Origin of the sequence: Pseudomonas sp. URMO17WK12:I12, assembly GCF_000514395.1 — a bacterium.
Classification (GTDB): domain Bacteria; phylum Pseudomonadota; class Gammaproteobacteria; order Pseudomonadales; family Pseudomonadaceae; genus Aquipseudomonas; species Aquipseudomonas mucoides.
Map to the genome: position 1 here is coordinate 14,787 of NZ_AZVV01000012.1, position 20,409 is coordinate 35,195.

General features: G+C 60.8%; 20 protein-coding genes. 13 read left to right on the top strand and 7 right to left on the bottom strand.

All coding sequences use genetic code 11. The annotated features are described in order from the left end of the window. Positions 1–5 precede the first annotated feature (5 nt). A complete protein-coding gene (gene mmsB / locus D882_RS0117335; protein WP_027924390.1) occupies positions 6–893 on the top strand; it encodes a 3-hydroxyisobutyrate dehydrogenase in 888 nt (295 codons plus the stop codon). 133 nt (positions 894–1,026) lie between these two features. Here mmsB and D882_RS0117340 read toward each other — a convergent pair whose 3' ends face one another. The 4 genes from D882_RS0117340 to D882_RS0117355 form a co-directional block, all read right to left on the bottom strand. Next, the gene (locus tag D882_RS0117340) at positions 1,027–1,371 is read right to left on the bottom strand and encodes a cupin domain-containing protein (RefSeq protein WP_007946320.1); all 345 of its coding nucleotides are present in this window, start codon (positions 1,369–1,371) and stop codon (positions 1,027–1,029) included. A gap of 107 nt (positions 1,372–1,478) precedes the next feature. Then, positions 1,479–1,850, bottom strand: coding sequence for a MerR family transcriptional regulator (locus D882_RS0117345; protein ID WP_027924391.1), 372 nt, complete (start codon positions 1,848–1,850; stop codon positions 1,479–1,481). Positions 1,851–1,897: 47 nt separating this feature from the next. Further along, positions 1,898–2,473, bottom strand: coding sequence for an NAD(P)H-dependent oxidoreductase (locus D882_RS0117350; RefSeq protein ID WP_027924392.1), 576 nt, complete (start codon positions 2,471–2,473; stop codon positions 1,898–1,900). A 45-nt stretch (positions 2,474–2,518) separates the two neighbouring features. Further along, positions 2,519–3,403, bottom strand: coding sequence for a LysR substrate-binding domain-containing protein (locus D882_RS0117355; protein WP_027924393.1), 885 nt, complete (start codon positions 3,401–3,403; stop codon positions 2,519–2,521). A gap of 221 nt (positions 3,404–3,624) precedes the next feature. On the opposite strand from D882_RS0117355, the gene D882_RS0117360 reads away from it, so the two are divergent. Next, entirely contained in the window at positions 3,625–4,389 is a 765-nt protein-coding gene (locus tag D882_RS0117360) for a sulfite exporter TauE/SafE family protein (RefSeq protein ID WP_027924394.1), read from the top strand. On the opposite strand, the gene D882_RS0117365 is transcribed toward D882_RS0117360, so the two are convergent. After that, the gene (locus D882_RS0117365) at positions 4,379–4,693 is read right to left on the bottom strand and encodes a putative quinol monooxygenase (protein WP_027924395.1); all 315 of its coding nucleotides are present in this window, start codon (positions 4,691–4,693) and stop codon (positions 4,379–4,381) included. The genes D882_RS0117360 and D882_RS0117365 overlap by 11 nt on opposite strands. 161 nt (positions 4,694–4,854) lie before the next feature. Here D882_RS0117365 and D882_RS0117370 point away from each other — a divergent pair, with 161 nt between their 5' ends. The 9 genes from D882_RS0117370 to D882_RS0117410 all read left to right on the top strand — a co-directional run bounded on the left by D882_RS0117370 (position 4,855) and on the right by D882_RS0117410 (position 14,918). Next, a complete protein-coding gene (locus tag D882_RS0117370; protein ID WP_027924396.1) occupies positions 4,855–5,445 on the top strand; it encodes an NAD(P)H-dependent oxidoreductase in 591 nt (196 codons plus the stop codon). A 57-nt stretch (positions 5,446–5,502) separates the two neighbouring features. Next, positions 5,503–6,414: a LysR family transcriptional regulator gene (locus tag D882_RS0117375; protein WP_027924397.1), complete on the top strand. Its 912-nt coding sequence runs from the start codon at positions 5,503–5,505 to the stop codon at positions 6,412–6,414. A gap of 103 nt (positions 6,415–6,517) precedes the next feature. Continuing rightward, on the top strand, positions 6,518–7,411 hold the full coding sequence (locus tag D882_RS0117380; protein WP_027924398.1) for an NAD-dependent epimerase/dehydratase family protein: 894 nt from the start codon (positions 6,518–6,520) through the stop codon (positions 7,409–7,411). Between the two features lie 196 nt (positions 7,412–7,607). Further along, the gene (locus D882_RS0117385) at positions 7,608–9,053 is read left to right on the top strand and encodes a SulP family inorganic anion transporter (RefSeq protein ID WP_027924399.1); all 1,446 of its coding nucleotides are present in this window, start codon (positions 7,608–7,610) and stop codon (positions 9,051–9,053) included. A 211-nt stretch (positions 9,054–9,264) separates the two neighbouring features. Beyond that, entirely contained in the window at positions 9,265–10,614 is a 1,350-nt protein-coding gene (locus tag D882_RS0117390) for a gluconate:H+ symporter (protein WP_027924400.1), read from the top strand. A gap of 15 nt (positions 10,615–10,629) precedes the next feature. Continuing rightward, positions 10,630–11,490 (top strand): MurR/RpiR family transcriptional regulator, encoded by an 861-nt coding sequence (locus D882_RS0117395; RefSeq protein ID WP_027924401.1) that lies wholly within the window; start codon positions 10,630–10,632, stop codon positions 11,488–11,490. A gap of 1 nt (position 11,491) precedes the next feature. Further along, a complete protein-coding gene (locus tag D882_RS0117400; RefSeq protein ID WP_027924402.1) occupies positions 11,492–12,958 on the top strand; it encodes a D-aminoacylase in 1,467 nt (488 codons plus the stop codon). A 111-nt stretch (positions 12,959–13,069) separates the two neighbouring features. Then, positions 13,070–14,482: a hypothetical protein gene (locus tag D882_RS0117405; protein WP_050590208.1), complete on the top strand. Its 1,413-nt coding sequence runs from the start codon at positions 13,070–13,072 to the stop codon at positions 14,480–14,482. A 67-nt stretch (positions 14,483–14,549) separates the two neighbouring features. Next, positions 14,550–14,918 carry a glyoxalase superfamily protein gene (locus D882_RS0117410; RefSeq protein WP_027924404.1) on the top strand — a complete coding sequence of 123 codons (369 nt, stop codon included), beginning with the start codon at positions 14,550–14,552 and terminating at the stop codon, positions 14,916–14,918. Positions 14,919–15,005: 87 nt separating this feature from the next. Here the strand turns inward: D882_RS0117410 and D882_RS0117415 are convergent, their stop codons facing one another. Both D882_RS0117415 and D882_RS0117420 read right to left on the bottom strand, forming a co-directional pair. After that, a complete protein-coding gene (locus D882_RS0117415; RefSeq protein ID WP_027924405.1) occupies positions 15,006–15,371 on the bottom strand; it encodes a DUF6124 family protein in 366 nt (121 codons plus the stop codon). Positions 15,372–15,760: 389 nt separating this feature from the next. Continuing rightward, the gene (locus tag D882_RS0117420; RefSeq protein WP_027924406.1) at positions 15,761–16,777 is read right to left on the bottom strand and encodes an AraC family transcriptional regulator; all 1,017 of its coding nucleotides are present in this window, start codon (positions 16,775–16,777) and stop codon (positions 15,761–15,763) included. A 210-nt stretch (positions 16,778–16,987) separates the two neighbouring features. On the opposite strand from D882_RS0117420, the gene D882_RS0117425 reads away from it, so the two are divergent. Together D882_RS0117425 and D882_RS0117430 are read left to right on the top strand one after the other, a co-directional pair. Next, a complete protein-coding gene (locus tag D882_RS0117425) occupies positions 16,988–18,583 on the top strand; it encodes an FAD-binding oxidoreductase (RefSeq protein WP_027924407.1) in 1,596 nt (531 codons plus the stop codon). Between the two features lie 5 nt (positions 18,584–18,588). Then, positions 18,589–20,193, top strand: a complete 1,605-nt coding sequence (locus D882_RS0117430) for a glycerol-3-phosphate dehydrogenase/oxidase (RefSeq protein ID WP_027924408.1) — start codon at positions 18,589–18,591, stop codon at positions 20,191–20,193. Positions 20,194–20,409 lie beyond the last annotated feature (216 nt).

Consider the following 20,409-nt stretch of genomic DNA (forward strand, 5'->3'; position numbering starts at 1 on the left):
CGGACATGAAAATCGCTTTTATCGGTCTCGGCAACATGGGCGCCCCGATGGCGCGCAACCTGATCAAGGCCGGCCACGCGCTGCGCCTGGTCGACCTGAACAAAACCGTGCTGGCGGAGCTGGAGCAACTGGGCGGTAGCATCAGCCCTTCCGCCCGTGAGGCGGCGCAAGGTGCAGAACTGGTGATCACCATGCTCCCGGCCGCTGTGCATGTGCGCAGCGTCTGGCTGGGCGAGGACGGCGTTCTCGCCGGGATCGGCCAAGGTGTACCGGCCGTGGATTGCAGCACCATTGATCCACAGACCGCACGCGATGTGGCCGCCGCCGCTGCCAAGCAAGGCGTGGCCATGGCCGATGCACCGGTGTCCGGCGGCACCGGTGGCGCCGCGGCCGGGACGCTGACCTTCATGGTCGGCGCCACTCCGGAACTGTTCGCTACCCTGCAACCGGTACTGGCGCAGATGGGCCGCAACATCGTCCATTGCGGCGAAGTCGGCACTGGGCAAATCGCCAAGATCTGCAACAACCTGCTGCTGGCGATCTCCATGGTCGGCGTCAGCGAAGCCATGGCGCTGGGCGATGCCCTGGGGATCGACACGACCGTGCTCGCCGGGATCATCAACAGTTCCACCGGACGTTGCTGGAGTTCGGAGATGTACAACCCGTGGCCAGGCATCGTCGAAACAGCGCCGGCCTCGCGCGGTTACACCGGCGGCTTTGGTGCAGAACTGATGCTCAAGGATTTGGGGCTGGCCACGGAAGCGGCCCGTCAGGCGCATCAACCGGTGGTGCTCGGCGCAGTGGCCCAGCAGTTGTATCAGGCGATGAGCCAACGCGGGGAAGGTGGGAAAGACTTCTCGGCGATCATCAACAGCTATCGCAAACCGCAGTAAAAGAGCGGCTGCGATCAGAGGGGCTTGAAGTCGAAAACCTGTGGGAGCGAGCAAGCTCGCTCCCACAGTGATTGCATTTACATAAAGATATTTACCGGGAGATCACGTCGGGTGATCCCCCGGTTTTTTTGCATCAGGCAAACACGAAATACTTGCGCACGGTTTCAACCACTTCCCACGTGCCTTTCATTCCTGGCTCAATGACGAAAATATCACCGGCGCGCAGATGGATTGGCTCTTTGCCTTCCGGGGTGATGATGCAATACCCCTCACGGAAATCGCAGTATTCCCACTTCACGTATTCGACGTACCACTTGCCCGGCGTGCAGATCCAGGTGCCCATGATCTTGCTGCCGTCTTCGCTGGTGTAGGCGTTGAGGTTGACGGTGTGCGGGTCACCTTCGAGTTTTTCCCATTTGCAGGCGTCAAGCACCGGCAGTGGATGAGTATCGCGAAGGACGGTAATCGGTGCGGTCATGATGACTCCGGGCAGTGGCTTCAAGAACTGAAGTGGCACCCTATAGCGCCGATGTACCGGTCAGTTGTCTGAACTCGACATCCAGGTGTCCAGAAACGCGCAACGCCTCAAAGACTTTCCAAAGGGCAATCGGCCCGGGATTGTTCCAGGCTGGCTTCGAACTCAATCAATTGGGCGTGCTGGCGCGACAGTACGGTCATTCGCTCGCTGATCTCGCGCTTCTTGGCATCGATGGCCTGATGCGCCAGTGCCCACGGCATTGCCTGACCCTGATGGCCGGCGAAGATCGCCTGCAACTCCTTGAGCCTGAAACCCAGTTGCTGGGCGCACTTGATGAAAATCAGCAGGTCGACACTTTGCTGGTCATAGACGCGGTATTTCCCCAAGCGCTGGGCCGCAGGCAGCAGGCCGATCGACTCGTAATGACGGATGCTTTTGATCGTGGTGCCGGAGCGTTGCGCGGCTTGGCCGATGTACATGAAAAGTCCTTTTTACCGTGGTACAGCCCCGCGCATTATCGGCAGACTCAGCGGCTGGCGATAGCCTGGGCTTGCAGCAACCAGGCTTCACGCTGATCATCGCTGGCGCCGAGAATCGGGCCGAACGTGAGTGTGCGCCTGGGTTTGATGCCGCAGAAGGCGAGAGTGGTTTCGCGGACCTGATGCAGTCCGGGCATGTGATACACCCAGCGGTAATACCAGGGTGGCGTGTCCATGGTCACCAATAAATGCGCGCTGCGACCGCGCAACAATTTATCGGGAAAGGCTTTGCCCTCACGGTATTTAAAAGCGAAACCGGGCAGGAACACGCGATCAAAAAAGCCCTTGAGCAAGGCTGGAATCCCGCCCCACCAGATCGGATACACCAGCGTCAGATGCTCGGCCCACAGGATGTCGGCCTGTGCCTGACGCAAGTCGGCTTCCAGAGGTTGAACCTGTTGATAGCCTTCACGCAGCACCGGATCGAAGTCCATCCTGCCGAGAAACAATTGGCGGACTTGATGCCCGGCGCGCAACGCCGACTGTGCATAGCGCTCGGCGAGTGCTGCGCAGAAGCTGTTGCTGGAAGGATGACCGAGAATCACCAGAATTCGCTTGCCCATCGACTCTGTCCTTGAAGATCAAACCTCAAGGGTAAAGTCTGCCCCTCAGGGGAGAGTCAAGGCTTGCAGCAGGGCTCTGGCATAACCGGGCAGCGCGGCAAAGTCCCGGGCACAGAGCAGGAGTTTGCGTTGGGCCCAGGGTTCTTGCAGCGCGATGCTCTGGAACGATGGTTCGCCGGTCCAGCGCTGGACAGCCGCCTGCGGCACGATCGCCAACCCCGCGCCCCGGGCGACCATGCGCATGACGCCATCAAAACCGTCGGCGCGGATGCGGATTTTCAGGCGTGAACCGATGTGCAGCGCCTGTTCTTCGAGGTACACGGCCAGGGCGCTGCTGGCGTTCAGGCCGACATAATCGTGGTGCAAGGTGTCGCTGAAACTCAGGGATTCGGTGTCGGCCAGCGGATGATCGCGGGGCAGGATCAATACCAGGGGATCGTCACGAAAGGCGCGGGTCTGCAGGTCATCGGTGTCTACAGCGTCAGACACGATGCCCAGGTCTGCCGCACCTTGGCGCAAGGCGTGGGTGATGCGTGCGCTGGGCAATTCCTGAAGGTCGATGTCGAGATTCGGATGCTCACGCAGGAAGTCGGCGAGCAACTCCGGCAGGTACTCGGTGATTGCCGTGGTGTTGCACAGTAGGCGCACCTGACCTTTGACGCCTTTTGCGTATTCGGCCAGGTCCTGTTGCATGCGCTCGGCTTGTTGCAGCAGGGATCGGGCGTGTTTTGCCAAGGCTTTGCCGGCCGGAGTCGGCGTGACGCCGCGACGCCCGCGTTCCAGAAATTCGATGCCGAGCGAAGCCTCCATGGCGCGGATTCTCGCGCTCGCCGCCGCCAGGGACAAATGACTGCGCGCGGCGCCGGCGGTGATGTTGCCGCTGTCGAGGATGTTCAGGTAGAGGCGCAGGTCGGTCAGGTCGTAGTGCATTGGCAATCTCTGGATGTGTGTTGTCTGGAAAGCCGCCATCTCGAGCAAACTCGCTCCCACAGTGGACCGCGTCGGTGCGAACAACGCGGTCACCTGTAGGAATGAGCCTGCTCGCGATAGCGCTTTGCAACACGACGAAACTTTCAGCCTTTTGCTAAACAAGAGGCATCCTCAGTATATGGCAGATTTTCACGCGGCAAATCCAGGCTCAGGATAGCCCCATGAATACACTCGCCGCGTTCTATCAAAACCTCGGATTGGCCTTGTCTTTACTGGTCATCGCCACCTTCCTCCTGGCCGGCATGATCAAAGGCATCATCGGTCTGGGCTTGCCAACCATCGCCATGGGCCTGCTCGGTCTGGCTATGGCCCCGTCGCAGGCAGCCGCGCTATTGATCATCCCCGCAACGCTCACCAATGTCTGGCAACTGGCATTCGGTGGGCACCTGCGCGGCTTGATCAAGCGGTTATGGCCGATGCTGCTGGCGATCTTCCTCGGCACGGGCGCCGGCACATTGTGGATTGGCATGGCGGGAGGGCATTGGGTCGTGCGGGCGTTGGGTGCGGCGTTGTTGTTCTACGCATTGAGCGGGTTGTTCCTGCCGGCCTTGCGTGTCGGCGGTCACGCTGAGCGTTGGGTCGGTCCGCTGTGCGGCGTGCTGACGGGCATCATCACCTCGGCCACCGGCGTCTTCGTGATTCCGGCGGTGCCTTATCTGCAAGCGCTCGGTTTGAGCAAGGACGAACTCGTGCAGGCGCTGGGCTTGTCGTTCACCGTGTCGACCTTGGCGCTGGCGGCTGGCTTGTGGTGGCGCGACGCGCTGGGCGGTGGCGAATTGAGCGCGTCATTGCTGGCGCTGATCCCCGCGGTGCTCGGCTTGTTACTCGGCCAATGGTTGCGTCAGCGGATCAGCGCGGTGCTGTTCAAGCGAGTGTTCTTCATCGGCCTCGGCGTGCTAGGCGGCCATTTGCTGATCAGCGGGTAGCGGACGACGGGCTGAGCATGTCGATGTCACGGATCTCGAAATCCCGTTCCAGGAATTCATCGCGGTGCTCAAGGAACTGCTTCATGTGCGGCAGGTTCGAGTGCACGTCCAGGTGAGCCTGGGATTGCCAGATCTCGTAGAAGATAAACAGCGTCGGGTCCTGTTTGTCGCGCAGCATGTGATATTCGATGCAGCCGGGCTCGGCGCGACTGGCTTCCACATAGCCGCGGAAAAACGCTTCAAAGGCATCGGATTTTTCCGGGCGGGTCTTGGCGTGCAGGATGAAGCCTTGCATTTCACTCATCAGAAATTCCCTCAAGTTAAGAATCGGCGCAAGTCTATGGCAACAATCGCCTACTGATTCGTGCGTATTGGTCAAAAGGGTTTTGTGCATTCGGGGCTTATTCCGCGCGAGCCTCGCCGCTAACCTGCCGCCATCCAATTTCAGACCTTCCGAGATTTCTCATGAAAAAAGTCCTGTTGCTCAATGGCGGAAAAAAATTCGCCCACTCTGATGGCCGCTACAACACCACCCTGCATGAAACGGCGCTGAGCGTGCTGGATCGTGGCGGCGTGGACGTGAAAGCCACCTTCATCGACGAGGGCTACGACGTCGCCGAAGAAGTCGCCAAATTTCTCTGGGCCGACGTGATCATTTATCAAATGCCAGGCTGGTGGATGGGCGCGCCGTGGACCGTGAAAAAGTACATCGATGAAGTCTTCACCGAAGGCCATGGCAGTCTCTACGCCAGTGATGGCCGCACCCGTTCCGATGCGTCGCAGAAGTACGGCAGCGGCGGTTTGGTGCAGGGCAAGCAATACATGCTGTCGTTGACCTGGAATGCACCGCAGCAAGCCTTTGACGACCCGACCGACTTCTTTGAAGCCAAGGGCGTGGACGCGGTGTACTTCCCGTTTCACAAGGCCAACGAGTTCCTCGGCATGACCGGCCTGCCGACCTTCCTGTGCGTCGACGTGATGAAACGCCCGAACATCGAAGCTGATGTCGCACGCTATGAACAGCATTTGACCGAGGTGTTTGGCCTCAAGGCTTGAGGTTCCTTTTGCCCCGCATCCAGCTACTATCAAGCCAGTTTTGAATGAGGGGCCTTTGTGAAAGCCAGATCCGATGAATTGCAGATTTTCGTCTGCGTGATTGAATGCGGGTCGATTTCCGCTGCCGCCGAACAGGTCGGGCAAACGCCTTCGGCGGTCAGTCGCACGCTGTCGCGGCTGGAGGCCAAACTCGATACCACGCTGATCAACCGCACCACACGACGCATGGACCTGACCGAAGAGGGCAAGTACTTCTTCGAGCACGCCAAGCGGATTCTCGATCAGATGGACGAGCTCGAAGAACGCCTCAACTCACGCCAGCAAACCCCGTCCGGGCGGCTGAGGATTAACGCGGCGTCACCGTTCATGCTGCACGCCATCGTGCCGTACATCGACGAATTCCGCCGTCTCTACCCGGACATCCAGCTCGAACTCAACAGCAACGACCTGATCATCGACCTGCTCGAGCAAAGCACCGACATCGCGATCCGCATCGGCACGTTGGCCGACTCGACCTTGCACGCTCGCTCGCTGGGGTGCAGTCCACTGCACATCGTCGCCAGCCCGGCCTACCTCGAGCAACACGGCGCGCCGCAGGCAGTGGCGGACTTGAGTAAGCATGCGTTGTTGGGTTTTACCCAGAACGAAGGTCTCAACCAATGGCCGTTGCGTTACGTGCATGGAGATCGCTGGCCAATTGAGGCGTCGATCAGTGCCTCCAGCGGCGAGACGATCCGCCACCTGGCGCTGGAAGGCCAGGGCATTGCCTGCCTGTCGCACTACATGACCATCGAAGATATTCGCGCCGGCCGTTTGCAGGTGCTGCTGGCGGACTTCAACAGCGGCTATCGCCAGCCAATCAACGCGGTGTACTACCGCAACTCGCAACTGGCCCTGCGCATTCAGTGCTTCCTCGACTTTATTCAGGGCAAGTTGGCGTTGTATGCGAACTCGGATTTCAAAGGCTGATTCGTGATTCCTGCGCAAGAGTGAATTGGGTCAGAGGGGATTTTTCGTCAGAGATCACTCCTCGATACTCGTCGCATCACTTATTCACGCAGGGAGTTTCTCCATGAACGTATTCGTCACCGGCGCTGCAGGTTTCATCGGCGGCTCCATCGCCACCGGTCTGATCCGCGCGGGCCACAAGGTCACCGGCCTGGTGCGTAGCGAAGCCCAAGCCAATGAGTTGAGCGCGCTGGGCATCACCCCGGTAATCGGCACGCTGGACGACAGCGCACTGCTCGCCGAACAGGCCCGTGCGGCCGACGCCGTGATCAACGCCGCCAGCAGCGACCATCGCGGCGCGGTGCAAGCGTTGCTCGACGCCTTGCGCGGTTCCAACAAAGTATTCCTGCACACCAGCGGTTCGAGCATCGTCGGCGATGCCTCGGGCGGTCACGCCAGCGACGTCATCTACGTCGAAGACAAACTGCCGGAACCGACCGTCGACAAGGCCGCCCGCGTGGCCATCGACAACCTGATCCTCGCCGCCGCGAACGATGGCGTGAACTCGGCGGTGATCTGCAACACGCTGATTTATGGCCATAGCCTGGGCGTCAATCGTGACAGCGTGCAATTGCCGCGCTTGCTCAAGCAGGCGCGTAAAAGTGGCGTGGTCCGGCATGTCGGCCCGGGTCAGAACATCTGGTCCAACGTGCACATCGAAGACGTGGTGTCCCTGTACCTGCTGGCACTGACCAAAAATGTGCCGGGCACGTTCTACTTCGTTGAAAGCGGTGAGGCGTCGTTCATCGACATGACCACCGCGATTGCCCACGCGCTGGAGCTGGGCGCGCCGCAAGACTGGCCGCTGAAAGACGCCGAGGCCGAGTGGGGGTATGAAATGGCCAACTATGGCTTGGGTTCGAACAGTCGAGTGCGCGGGAAAAAGGCGCGTGAGTTGCTGGGCTGGGCGCCGAAGCGGGTGTCGGTGATTGAGTGGATTCGGGACGAGATGGTTTGAGTTCGCTCTAAATCGTGTCGCGGCCATCGCGGGCAAGCCACGCTCCCACAGGGGATTTGTGAACGACGCAAATCCCCTGTAGGAGCATGGCTTGCCCGCGATGGCATTTGCGAAGGCCCAACAACTGGCCGGGCTGCCCGCAATTCCGTACCATCCGCGCACTTTCTTCTCGTCACTCCCTGCGTGCGATTCCCTCATGAAACCAAAACGTCTACGCGCCGATGTCCTGGCCGGGCTCACGACCTCTTTCGCCCTGCTGCCCGAATGCATCGCCTTCGCGCTGGTGGCTCACCTCAATCCGCTGATGGGTCTTTACGGGGCGTTCATCATTTGCACCCTGACCGCGCTGTTCGGCGGTCGGCCGGGCATGGTGTCCGGGGCTGCAGGTTCGATGGCGGTAGTGATCGTCGCGCTGGTGGTGCAGCACGGTGTGCAGTATTTGCTGGCCACCGTGTTGCTCGGCGGGTTGATCATGCTGGCGTTCGGGTTGCTGAAACTGGGCAAACTGGTGCGCATGGTCCCGCACCCGGTGATGCTCGGTTTCGTCAACGGCCTGGCGATCATCATCGCCCTGGCGCAGTTGGAGCATTTCAAAAGCGGTGACACCTGGCTCAGTGGTACGCCGCTGTACATGATGACGGGGCTGGTGGCCGTGACCATGGCCATCGTTTACCTGCTGCCGCGCCTCACGCGTGCGGTGCCGCCGGCACTGGTGGCGATTCTCGGTGTGGGGCTGGCGGTGTATCTGCTGGGCTTGCCGACCCGTACGCTGGGCGACATGGCGCACATTGCCGGGGGCTTGCCGAGCTTTGCGTTGCCAGACATTCCCTGGAGTCTGGACACCCTGCGCATCATCGCGCCCTACGCGATTTTGATGGCGCTGGTCGGCCTGCTGGAAACCCTGCTGACCTTGAACCTGACCGACGAAATTACCGAGAGCCGCGGCTTCCCGGATCGTGAGTGCGTGGCGCTGGGCGCGGCCAACATGGTCTCTGGCGTGTTCGGTGGCATGGGCGGTTGCGCGATGATCGGCCAGACCGTGATCAACCTCAGTTCCGGCGGTCGCGGTCGACTGTCCGGGGTGGTTGCCGGGGTGCTGATCCTGCTGTTCATTCTGTTTCTGTCGCCGCTGATCGAGCGCATTCCGCTGGCGGCGCTGGTCGGGGTGATGTTTGTGGTGTCACAGCAAACGTTCGCCTGGGCCTCGTTGCGGGTGGTGAACAAAGTGCCGTTGAACGACGTCTTGGTGATCATCGCGGTGACGGTGATTACGGTGTTCACCGATCTGGCCACCGCCGTGTTGTGCGGGATCATCATCGCCGCGCTCAACTTCGCCTGGCAGCAGGCCCGGCAGCTGTACGCCGACAGTCATCTGGAAAACGACGGCAGCAAACTCTACCGGGTGCATGGCACGCTGTTCTTTGCCTCGACCACCCCCTTCCTCAATCAATTCGACCCGGCCAATGATCCTGCCCACGTCACGCTGGATTGCCGGCATTTGAGCTTCGTCGATTACTCGGCCATCTCTGCGCTGGATACGTTGCGCGAACGCTACACCAAGGCCGGCAAGCACCTGCGCGTGCTGCACCTGTCGGAGCGTTGCAAGAAACTGCTGAAACGCGCCCGGGTGAATCACGACTGAGACTTCCTCGAGATCATTCCCACGCGGCGCGTGGGAACGATCAGCATGAAAATTCACCTACCTGACTTTCATATTCACCGACCTCGCATATCTCTCAGCGACAACCCTTACCCCTGTACGAAAATAACTTTCACCTCGTTTGAAAATCACCTCTCGAAATGTTTTAAGAGTTTCACAATCCATTCGACGTGACCCTTTCGAGGAGTACCGCATGACCCTGTCCTTCGGCTATTGGCTGCTGGTGTATGCCGCCATCGCCATCATTGCGCTGATCGTGCTGATCGCCCGTTACCGACTCAATCCCTTCATCGTCATCACCCTGGTGTCCATCGGCCTGGCCTTGCTGGCCGGGATGCCGGCGTCCGGCGTGGTCGGCGCTTACGAGGCGGGCGTCGGCAAAACCCTGGGGCATATCGCGCTGGTGGTGGCGCTGGGCACGATGCTCGGCAAGATGATGGCCGAGTCCGGCGGCGCCGAGCAGGTGGCGCGGACCTTGATCGACCGTTTCGGCGAAAAGAACGCGCATTGGGCGATGGTCTGCATCGCGTTCCTGGTCGGGTTGCCGCTGTTTTTCGAAGTCGGTTTTGTGTTGCTGGTGCCGATTGCCTTTACCGTGGCGCGGCGTGTCGGGGTGTCGATCCTGATGGTCGGCTTGCCGATGGTCGCCGGTCTCTCCGTGGTTCACGCCCTGGTGCCACCGCACCCCGCAGCGATGCTGGCGGTGCAGGTGTATGGGGCGTCGGTCGGGCAGACGTTGATGTACGCGATTTTGATCGGCATTCCGACGGCAATCATTGCCGGGCCGCTGTATGCGAAATTCATCGTGCCGCGCATTCAATTGCCGGCCGAAAACCCGCTGGAGCGCCAATTCCTCGACCGCGAACCGCGCGACAGCCTGCCGGGCTTCGGCATCACCATGGCGACTATTTTGCTGCCGGTGGTGTTGATGCTGATCGGTGGCTGGGCCAACCTGATTTCCACGCCGGGCAGCGGCTTCAACCAGTTCTTGCTGTTCATCGGCAACTCGGTGATCGCCCTGTTGCTGGCGACCTTGCTGAGCTTCTGGACCCTGGGTATTGCCCAAGGCTTCAGCCGTGAATCGATTCTAAAATTCACCAATGAATGCCTGGCACCCACGGCGAGCATCACCTTGCTGGTCGGTGCCGGCGGCGGCCTGAACCGGATTCTGGTGGACGCCGGCGTCACCGATCAGATCGTCAGCCTGGCCCACGAATTTCAGTTGTCGCCGCTGATCATGGGCTGGCTGTTCGCCGCGTTGATGCGCATTGCCACCGGTTCCGCGACGGTGGCGATGACCACGGCTTCGGGGATTGTTGCGCCGGTGGCGATTGGGCTGGGTTATCCGCACCCGGAATTGCTGGTGTTGGCGACCGGTGCCGGCTCGGTGATTTTTTCTCACGTCAACGACGGCGGCTTCTGGTTGATCAAGGAATACTTCAACATGACCGTGGCCCAGACCTTCAAGACCTGGACGGTGCTGGAGACCATTATTTCCGTGGTCGCTTTCGGCCTGACCGTGGGCCTTTCCTACCTGATTTAACCGGAGTCGCCTGCCATGGACATCCTTTATCAGATCCGCGCCCGCCAGGATTCCTTCAGCGCCGGTGAAGGGCGCATCGCTCGCCTGATGCTCGACGACGTAGGGTTTGCCTCCGCTGCCAGCCTCGATGAGCTGGCGCTGAGGGCGGAAGTCAGTACCGCCACGCTGTCGCGGTTCGCCCGCACGGTGGGCTGCCGCGACTTGCGTGACTTGCGCCTGCAACTGGCCCAGGCCAGCGGTGTCGGCAGCCGCTTTCTCGACCCGGCGGGCACCCCCGATCAGTCGGCGTTTTACGGGCAGATCGTCGGTGATATCGAGTCGACCTTGCGCCAGCATCTGTCGGCGTTCGACGAGTCGCGCTTCGCCGATGCGGTGAAGCTGCTGGGCAAGGCGCGAATGATTCACGCGTTCGGCATGGGCGGCTGCTCGACTTTGTGCAGCGATGAACTGCAGGTGCGCCTGGTGCGATTCGGCTACCCGATTGCGGTGTGCCACGACCCGGTAATGATGCGCGTCACCGCCGCCAGCCTTGATGCCGGCCGGGCCGTGATTGCCTGTTCGTTGACCGGCATTACGCCTGAACTCATTGAAGCCGTCGAACTGGCCCGCAGTTATGGCGCCCGCATTGTCGCCATCACCCGGGCCGACTCGCCGCTGGCGCAATTGGCCGACGTGCTGTTGCCGCTGCAAGGCGTCGAAACCTCGTTTATTTACAAACCCACGGCGGCGCGCTACGGCATGCTGCTGGCCATCGACGTGCTTGCCACCGAGCTGGCGCTGGCCAATCCTGAAGACAATCAAGAACGTCTGCGGCGGATCAAACTCGCCCTCGACGATTACCGCGGCGGCGACGATCACTTGCCGCTGGGAGACTGACATGCAGTACGACACGCTGATTCGCAACGCCCTGATCATCGACGGCAGCAATGCCCCCGGTTATCCCGCCGACGTGGCAATCCTGAACGGCCGCATCGAGCGCATCGAGCGCATCGGCGACTTGCACGACGCCACTGCCAGCGAAGAAATCGACGCTGCCGGTCGCGTGCTGGCGCCGGGTTTCATCGACGTCCACACCCATGACGACACGGTGGTGATCCGCCAGCCAGAGATGCTGCCCAAACTCAGCCAGGGCGTGACCACGGTGATCGTCGGCAACTGCGGAATCAGCGCTTCGCCGGTGAGTTTGAAGGGCAATCCGCCGGACCCGATGAACCTGCTCGGCACGGCCGCAGCATTTGTTTATCCGACCTTCAGCGACTACCGCGCGGCGGTCGAAGCGGCGAACACCACGCTGAACGTCGCCGCACTGGTCGGTCACACGGCGCTGCGCAGCAATCACCTCGACGACCTGTTTCGTACCGCCACGCCAGACGAAATCAGTGCGATGCGCGAGCAACTGCGCGAAAGCCTGGAGGCCGGAGCATTGGGCTTATCCACAGGCCTGGCGTATGCCAGCGCCTTTTCGGCCTCCACCGAAGAAGTGATGCAACTGACCGAAGAGCTGACGGCATTCGGTGCGGTGTACACCACCCATTTGCGCAGTGAGTTCGAACCGGTGCTAGAGGCCATGGACGAGGCGTTCCAGATCGGCCGACATGCGAAATCCCCGGTGATCATTTCCCACCTCAAATGCGCGGGCGCCGGAAACTGGGGGCGCAGTCCGCAATTGCTGGCCTCCCTCGAACACGCGGCGAAAACCCATCCGGTGGGCTGCGACTGTTACCCCTATGCGGCGAGTTCTTCGACGCTGGACCTCAAACAAGTCACCGATGCCCATCGCATCACCATCACCTGGTCCACCCCGCACCCTGAAATGGGCGGTCGCGACCTGATGGACATCGCCGCCGAGTGGAACTTGTCATTGCTCGACGCCGCCCGCCAATTGCAACCGGCGGGCGCGGTGTACTACGGAATGGATGAATCAGACGTACGAAGAATCCTCGCGCATCCGCTATCGATGGTCGGCTCTGACGGATTGCCGGAAGACCCGTTCCCGCATCCACGCTTGTGGGGCGCATTCCCACGGGTTCTGGGACATTTCAGTCGCGATGTCGGGTTGTTTCCGCTGCACACCGCGGTACACAAAATGACCGGGCTGTCGGCGGCGCGGTTTGGCTTGAAGGCGCGCGGAGAAATCCGTGAAGGGCATTGGGCGGATCTGGTGTTGTTCAATCCGCTGACCATTCGCGACGTGGCGGACTTCAACGATCCGCAACGAGCGGCAGAAGGGATTGACGGCGTGTGGGTCAACGGCGTGTTGAGTTACAGCGACGGGCAGGCGAACGGTAAAAGGGAAGGGCGGTTTCTGGCGCGGGAAGGGGATTTGCGGGGCGGGTTTCAGTAAGCATTTTTTGCGGACCGTCGTACTGATGGCACATTGCGATTAAAGAAAGCCACTCCCAAGCCGAAGCGCTGACATTCAGTGGATTTTGGCGTGCGTCGCCCAGGGAGTTTCATGTACCGCATTTGTTTGTTCGTTGCCGTTACGTTATTAGCGGGTTGTGTCAGCCCACAGGCACGCCGGGCGGCGGAAGCCGAGACGTTGTTCAACGGCGTTCTGTCGAAGCCTCTGGTCAGTGATTCGATCATGCGTGAAGGCGATGTCCTGAGTTTCCAGATCAGCCATTCCGGCAATGCCCAGGCGGCGGCAGGGCTGGTATTTCAAATGGAAGCTTCCTGTACATCTGATCGGGCCACCTTGCTCTATCTGGGCGGTGGCGGCCGGATGTATCCAGGTCTAAATGCTCACCAGTATTCGACGGGCAGAGCGGTTCCGGCCAACGTGCTCGGGGTGCTGAAAAGCAACCCGGATTTCATCAAGGCGTGTGCCAGTACTCCAGCCTCGGATTGGCGTGTCGTCAAAGGCAGCGGCGAGGATCAATGGGTATTGATTGATCGCAACAGCCTCAAGAAGGACGGTGCCGAACTGAGATTCTGGGCGGCCTACGATAATCCTTTGATTGGTTTTGATGCGCCCTACGACGCGCCCTATGCCCAGAAACGCGAGCGGTATGCGGTCGATTGTGGCAAGCAGACGTATCGCGTGGTGGCGGGATACGATCTGGACGCCAACAACACCGTTACAGATGGCCAGGATGCCGTTGCACTGACGGCCACGGCGATTAGCGGCAGCAACGACGACTATAACCAGCTGTTCAAATTGGCCTGCGATAAACCGGAGTCGGCAGCGCAACTTCCGAAGTTCGTTGCCCGTGCGAAGAAAACCGCGCCAGTGACCCTGGCGCCGCTTTCCCCTGCTGTCGCATCGGCCATCAAAAACCTGAACATGCCGGTTGCCGTTAAACCGCTCAGCTATGTGGAAGTGGCAGGACAGTCGACTTACAAGGCCAAGACCACGGACATGCGTGAAGAGCGTTTTATCGGTATCGATAGCGCTTCGCAGCAGATGACCCTGCGTTTGTCAGGGACCCATTACGAGAGCGATGCAGTGTCCTTTCACGGACTGTTCGATCTGGCGAAATTGAGTCGATTCGGCGTCTCGAAGGGCCCTTCGATGAAAGACAGTTCCAGTGTCATCAACTTGAGTTTCACCGGCGACTGGCAGCATATGCCGATCAACGAGCGGTTGAACTACAACGCGACGGTCCGCAGCACCAACACACTGTTCGGCAAAGTCGAGGAGCGTCAAGACAGTAACGATTGCACCGTCATTCGCGAGCTGCCGGCCAGCGAACTCAATGTCACCTTGAGCGGTTCAGCCAAAGAGTTGACCTGCAGTAAAAAAGACGATGAGTACAAACGGCTCAATACCTACTATTACTTGTCGGATTATGGTTACTTCTTCTTTGCGCGCACTGGCAAGAACAGCTTCTACTACAGTGATCTCGCGCTCAAGACGCTGCGTTGATCCGATCATTTGAACCAGACACATGGCCCGCTGAACACGGGCCCTTCCCACTGGCGAGAACACTCCTATGAGCTTCGGCAAAACCACCCCGATCCTGCGGATTTTCGATGAACGGAAAGCGATAGAGTTCTACGTCGACTTCCTCGGCTTCAAGATCGACTGGCAGCATCGTTTCGAAGCGAACTTCCCGTTGTACTTGCAGGTGTCTCGCGGCGAATGCGTGTTGCACCTGTCCGAACACCACGGCGATGCGACGCCGGGTTCGGCCTTGCGGATCGAGACGGATGAGCTTGAGGTGTTCCAGCAACAGTTGATTGCCAAGGAATACACGTTTTCGCACCCGCAGATTCAGGCCATGCCGTGGGGCAGCCAGGACATGACCATTGCCGACCCGTTCGGTAACCGGTTGGTGTTCACCAACGCGATCAGCCTCTGAGCGCAAACGTTGTAAGCGGAACAAAGAAGCCCGCTGCCGAACCCTTTTGGTTTGGCAGCGGGCTTTTTTCGTTCGTGGAAGCAGTGATCAGTCAGTGGGCACTAATTTATCCAGCACTTGATTGACCGCCATTTCCGCCACCATCACCACTTGGGCGATACCTTGCGCGGTTTTGCGGTGCGAGCCTTCGAGCAACGCGGCGAAGTCGTTGAGCATGACGGTGGCTGAGCCCAGGGTTTCACAGGCATCGGTCAGCAAGGGTTCGGTGCCGGACGCCGGGTTGGCCATGTAGAGGCGATTGGGTTGGTAGGGCTTTGTCATGACGTGGGAGGCCGGAGGGCCCAAATAGTGATTGAGTGCGCGCTCGGCGGCTTCGTGGAATTTCTTTGATTCCGGTGTTTCGTAGGGGGATGCCGGATCGGTGTCCGGTGGGTTTGGCGTAACTTTGAACATGGGGGACTAACCTCTAATAAGGCTGCGTCCATCTCGCTGCTAAACGAAAGGGTGGCAGCTGTGCGCAAGTTAGCAGACCGGTAGTCACCCAAACCCGGCGCACCCGAAGGTGCCATGCGCACAGCCACCATCAAGCGCAGGCAAATGCCTGACTGGATGAGACTTGTACGGCCGGGCAACTATCCGGGCTGCTAAACCCGATCACTGGGAATCAGTGACGCGATCCACGTTACCGAGCAGCCCCCAAGCGCACAAGCCGGCGGATTCTGGCGCAGTCGTAGGCAGCGGCGCAAGGATCTGTGGGTGTTGTCGCGTAACGCCGAGTGTCTTTAAACAGGTGCAATGAAAGACGTTTACTGCGCTGTTGCGACTGACGCTTTCGCGAGCAGTCACACCCGGTAAGTCTGGCGAAACTCGCCGGGTGGCATCCCGCGCCGGCTCTTGAACGTACGGTGAAACGAGCGCGGTTCGGTGAAACCCAGGTACTGAGCGATGTCCTGAATCGGCAGCGTGCTGTTGAGCAGGTAATGCTCGGCCAGTTCCTGGCGCAGGTCATCGAGGATTTGCTGGTACGACGTGCCGGCCTGATGCAACTGGCGTTGTAGCGTGCGCACCGACACGGCGAGATGCTCGGCCACTTGCTCCTTGCGTGGCAGGCCTTCCTTGAGCAACTGACGCAGGATGCTTTTGACCCGCTGCTCCAGCGACGCGTCCTCCAGTGTGGCCATCAACCCCTGCGCATGTTCTTCCAGGGTGCGCAGCAATTGCGCATCGGCCTGGCGCAACGGCAACTGCAAATACGGCAACGGCACTATCAGCGCCGAATAAGGTTGGTCGAACAGCACTGGGCAATCGAAGAACTGCTCGTATTGCGCCAGCGTCGCCTCGGCCGGGAGTGCATGTTCCAGCCAGACGGCGGCCGGTGACATCTGTGTATCCGCGATCCAGCGCGCGTATTGCAACCAGGAACCGAGCACGTTTTCGACCAGGTGCCGGCGAATGCGCGGGCGTTGATAGCGGCAGGTCCAGATCAGGTGCACGTTGCTGTCCTGCACTTCGGCGCGGCTGACGCCCATGTCGCCCACCAGTTTCTCGAACGGCATGATGCGGCTCATGGCATCACCCAGGGTCGCGCAGTTCATGGTGATGTAACCCAGCACGCTCCAGGAGTTGGGCAACACAAAATGCGCGGCGTTGAGACCGAACAGCGGATCGCCCGAGTGTTCGCAGAAATAATCGAGCAAGCGTTCATGGGCCTCACCCGGCAACCGCAGGCTGTTGTCACTCAACTGCTGCGCCTGCAACCCGGCCGCCGCCAACGCAGGCTCGATGGCCATGCCCAGCTGTTCGGCATGACGCAGGTATTTGAGCAGCGGCGGAACGGAAGTGAAGCCCAGGGATTGCATGATCGTATTCCTTTGATCAAGGCCCGCGTGCGCGGATGAATGCGCTGAAAGGTAATTTGAAACCACGGCTAAAGTAAATGGCTGACACTTGCGCGACGTTTGACTCAATTGGCTACTCGAACTGGCCGGATGCGACCGTGACACTTTCGGGCAGCTGACTAGTATGGGGGCCTGAAATATCACCAATAAGAACCGCAAAAGGACACACGCATGCGACGCTGGAACGGCTGGGGAGATGCAACCACGGTGGTCGAACTGCCGGCACAAGGCGCGAGTTTTCTCGCCGAGCGGCTGGGAGACGGTCGAGCGCTGCCCGATGCCACGCTGGAGGCGGCATTGGCCCGTGTGCCCGCCTCGCGGTTGCAGGAACACGCCTTATACAGCGTGCAATCGCACGATCGTTTGCTGCATGCCCGGGGGCAGAGCCTGCCGGACTGGCTGGCGTTGCGTGAAGGCGCGCTGGGGAATTATCCCGACGCCGTGGCCTTTCCCGAGACGGCCGAACAGATCCGCCAGTTACTGGCGCTCGCTCATGAACAGGACGTGTGCCTGATTCCTTATGGCGGCGGCACTTCGGTGGCCGGGCATATCAATCCACCGGATTCCGCACGGCCCGTGGTCACGGTGTCCCTGGCCCGGATGAATCGCCTGCTGGACCTCGACGAACAGAGCTTGCTGGCCACCTTCGGCCCTGGCGCCAGTGGGCCGCAGGTGGAAAGTCAGTTGCGCGCCCGGGGGTATACGCTGGGGCATTTTCCGCAGTCGTGGGAGCTGTCGACCCTCGGTGGTTGGGTCGCCAGTCGCTCCAGTGGCCAACAATCGTTGCGCTACGGGCGTATCGAGCAACTGTTCGCCGGCGGGACTCTGGAAACCTTTGCCGGGCCGTTGGAAATCCCCACGTTCCCGGCCTCGGCCGCCGGGCCCGATCTGCGCGAAGTGGTGTTGGGTTGCGAGGGCCGATTCGGGATTATTTCCGAGGTCAAGGTTCGGGTCAGCGCATTGCCCGCCGATGAACGTTTCTACGGTGTGTTTCTGCCCAGCTGGACCAAGGCGCTGCAAGCCATCCGTCAGTTGGCCCAGGCGCGGGTTCCGCTGTCGATGCTGCGCTTGTCCAACGCGGTGGAAACCGAAACCCAACTGGCGTTGGCCGGTCATCCGCAGCAGATCGCCTGGCTGGAAAAATACCTGTCGCTGCGCGGTGCCGGTGAAGGCAAATGCCTGCTGACGTTCGGCGTGACCGGTAATCGCCGGCAAAATGCGCTGTCCCTGAGCCAGGCCCGCCAGCACCTCAAGGCATTCGGCGGGGTGTTTACCGGCACCTTGCTCGGCAAGAAGTGGGCGCAGAACCGTTTTCGTTTTCCCTACCTGCGCGAGAACTTGTGGAACGCCGGTTATGTGGTCGACACACTCGAAACGGCCACCGACTGGAGCAACGTCGACAACCTCCTGACCCTGATTGAAGCCAGCCTGCGCGACGCCTTGGCGGCTGAAGGTGAACGGGTGCACGTGTTCACTCACCTGTCCCACGTCTACGGTGAAGGCTCGAGCATCTACACCACCTATGTGTTTCGCCCGGCGGCGGACTATCCCGCGACCCTGGCCCGCTGGCAGGCGCTCAAGCACGCGGCCAGTCAGACCATCGTCGACAACCATGGCACCATCAGTCATCAGCACGGCGTGGGCAAGGACCACGCGCCGTACCTGCTGCGCGAGAAGGGCGTGCTGGCGATGGACACCCTGCAGGCGCTGAGCCGGCATTTTGATCCGGCCGGGCGCCTGAACCCCGGCACGTTGTTGCCGGAGTGACGGCCATGAGCCCGAACTGGAACGCCGCGTGGCGCCAGCAAATGCTGCCGACGCTGGCGGAGGAAACCTGGGACCTGATCGTCATCGGCGGCGGCATCAGCGGCGCCGGTATCCTGCGCGAAGCCGCGCGTCGTGGCTGGCGGTGCCTGCTGCTGGAGCAACGCGATTTTGCCTGGGGCACCTCCAGCCGATCCTCGAAAATGGTCCATGGCGGTTTGCGGTACATCGCCAAGGGTCAGTGGCGCCTGACCCGCGATTCGGTCCGCGAACGCCAGCGCCTGCTCGACGAAGCGCCGGGGCTGGTGGAGCCGATGAGTTTCATGATGCCGCATTACCGTGGCGGCTTTCCCGGACCGCGAGTGCTGGGAGGGTTGTTGTCGATCTATGACGCGCTGGCGGGACGGCGTAGCCATCGCTTCCATGACGCGCAACAACTGCGTTATCTGGCGCCGGGGGTAAAGGAACATGACCTGCTGGGCGGCACCTGTTTTGTCGATGCGCTGACCGATGACGCCCGTTTGGTGATGCGCGTATTGGGGGAGGCCCGGGCCGATGGCGCCGTGGTGCTTAACGGCGTGCGCGTGCAGCAATTGCTGCGTAAGGAAGGACGCGTTTGCGGGGTCCAGGTGGAAGACTGCGAAGGTGGCGCGTCGATGCAATTGCATTGTGCTGTGCTGGCCGTGGCCACCGGTGCCTGGGCCGAGCGCTTGCGCCTGCCTGATGCCCCGCGTCAGTTGCGCCCGTTGCGTGGCAGCCATTTATTGCTGCCGGGCTGGCGCCTGCCGGTGGCGCAAGCCTTCACTTTTCTGCACGAGCGCGACCGTCGGCCGGTGTTCGTTTTTCCTTGGGAGGGCGCGACGGTCGTCGGCACCACGGACCTCGATCATCAGGGCGATCTGGACCAGAGTGCGAGTATCAGTGCCGAAGAACTCGACTATCTGCTGGCGGCCTGCACTCAACAATTTCCCCAAGCCGAAGTAGTCGCCGCGGATGTGCTGTCGACCTGGTCCGGGGTGCGCCCGGTGGTGGGCAGCCCTGCAGGTGAACCTCAAGGCAAACCCTCGAATGAAACCCGCGAGCATGTACTGTGGCAGGAGCCGGGTTGCGTGACCCTGGCCGGCGGCAAGCTGACCACCTTTCGCCCGCAGGCCATCGAAGTGCTCAAGGCCTGCGCGAGCATGCTCGACCGCCCCTTCAATGATGACGCCGCGCCGGTGTTTGCCGTGGTGCCGCCGCTGGCGATTCCAGGGCTCTGTGGCAACCAGTGGCGGCGCCTGGCCGGGCGACATGGCCGTGACCTGCCGAGGCTGGCGACACTGATCGCGGAATTGGGTCATGACAGCGTGGGCGCCACGGACACCTTGTGGGCGGAACTGGCGTTTGCCTGTGAGACGGAAATGGTGCTGCACCTGGATGACTTGCTGCTGCGTCGAACCCGTCTGGGCCTGTTGCTGCCGCGCGGTGGCGAGGAATACTTTGCGGCCATCCGCCAACTCTGCCAGCCACGACTCGGTTGGGATGATGAGCGTTGGCAGCAGGAGTTGCAGCGCTATCAGGCGTTATGGCAACGCCACCACGGTTTACCCGGCAGTCGCGTTGAGCACCCGTAACCCTGTAGCAGCTGGCGAGCGCAACGAGGCTGCGTTCGGCGGCAAAGCCGTCGCAAAACCACCACCCTGGTGTTTCAGAAAAACTTCGGGGGCAGGGATTGCGAGAACGTTGTTCTCGAACGCAGCCTCGCTGCGCTCGACAGCTGCTACAGGGCTACGGGCTACGGAAAATAAGAATTCAGGAATGTGCGCGACCCATGCCCATTGAAGAGAGCT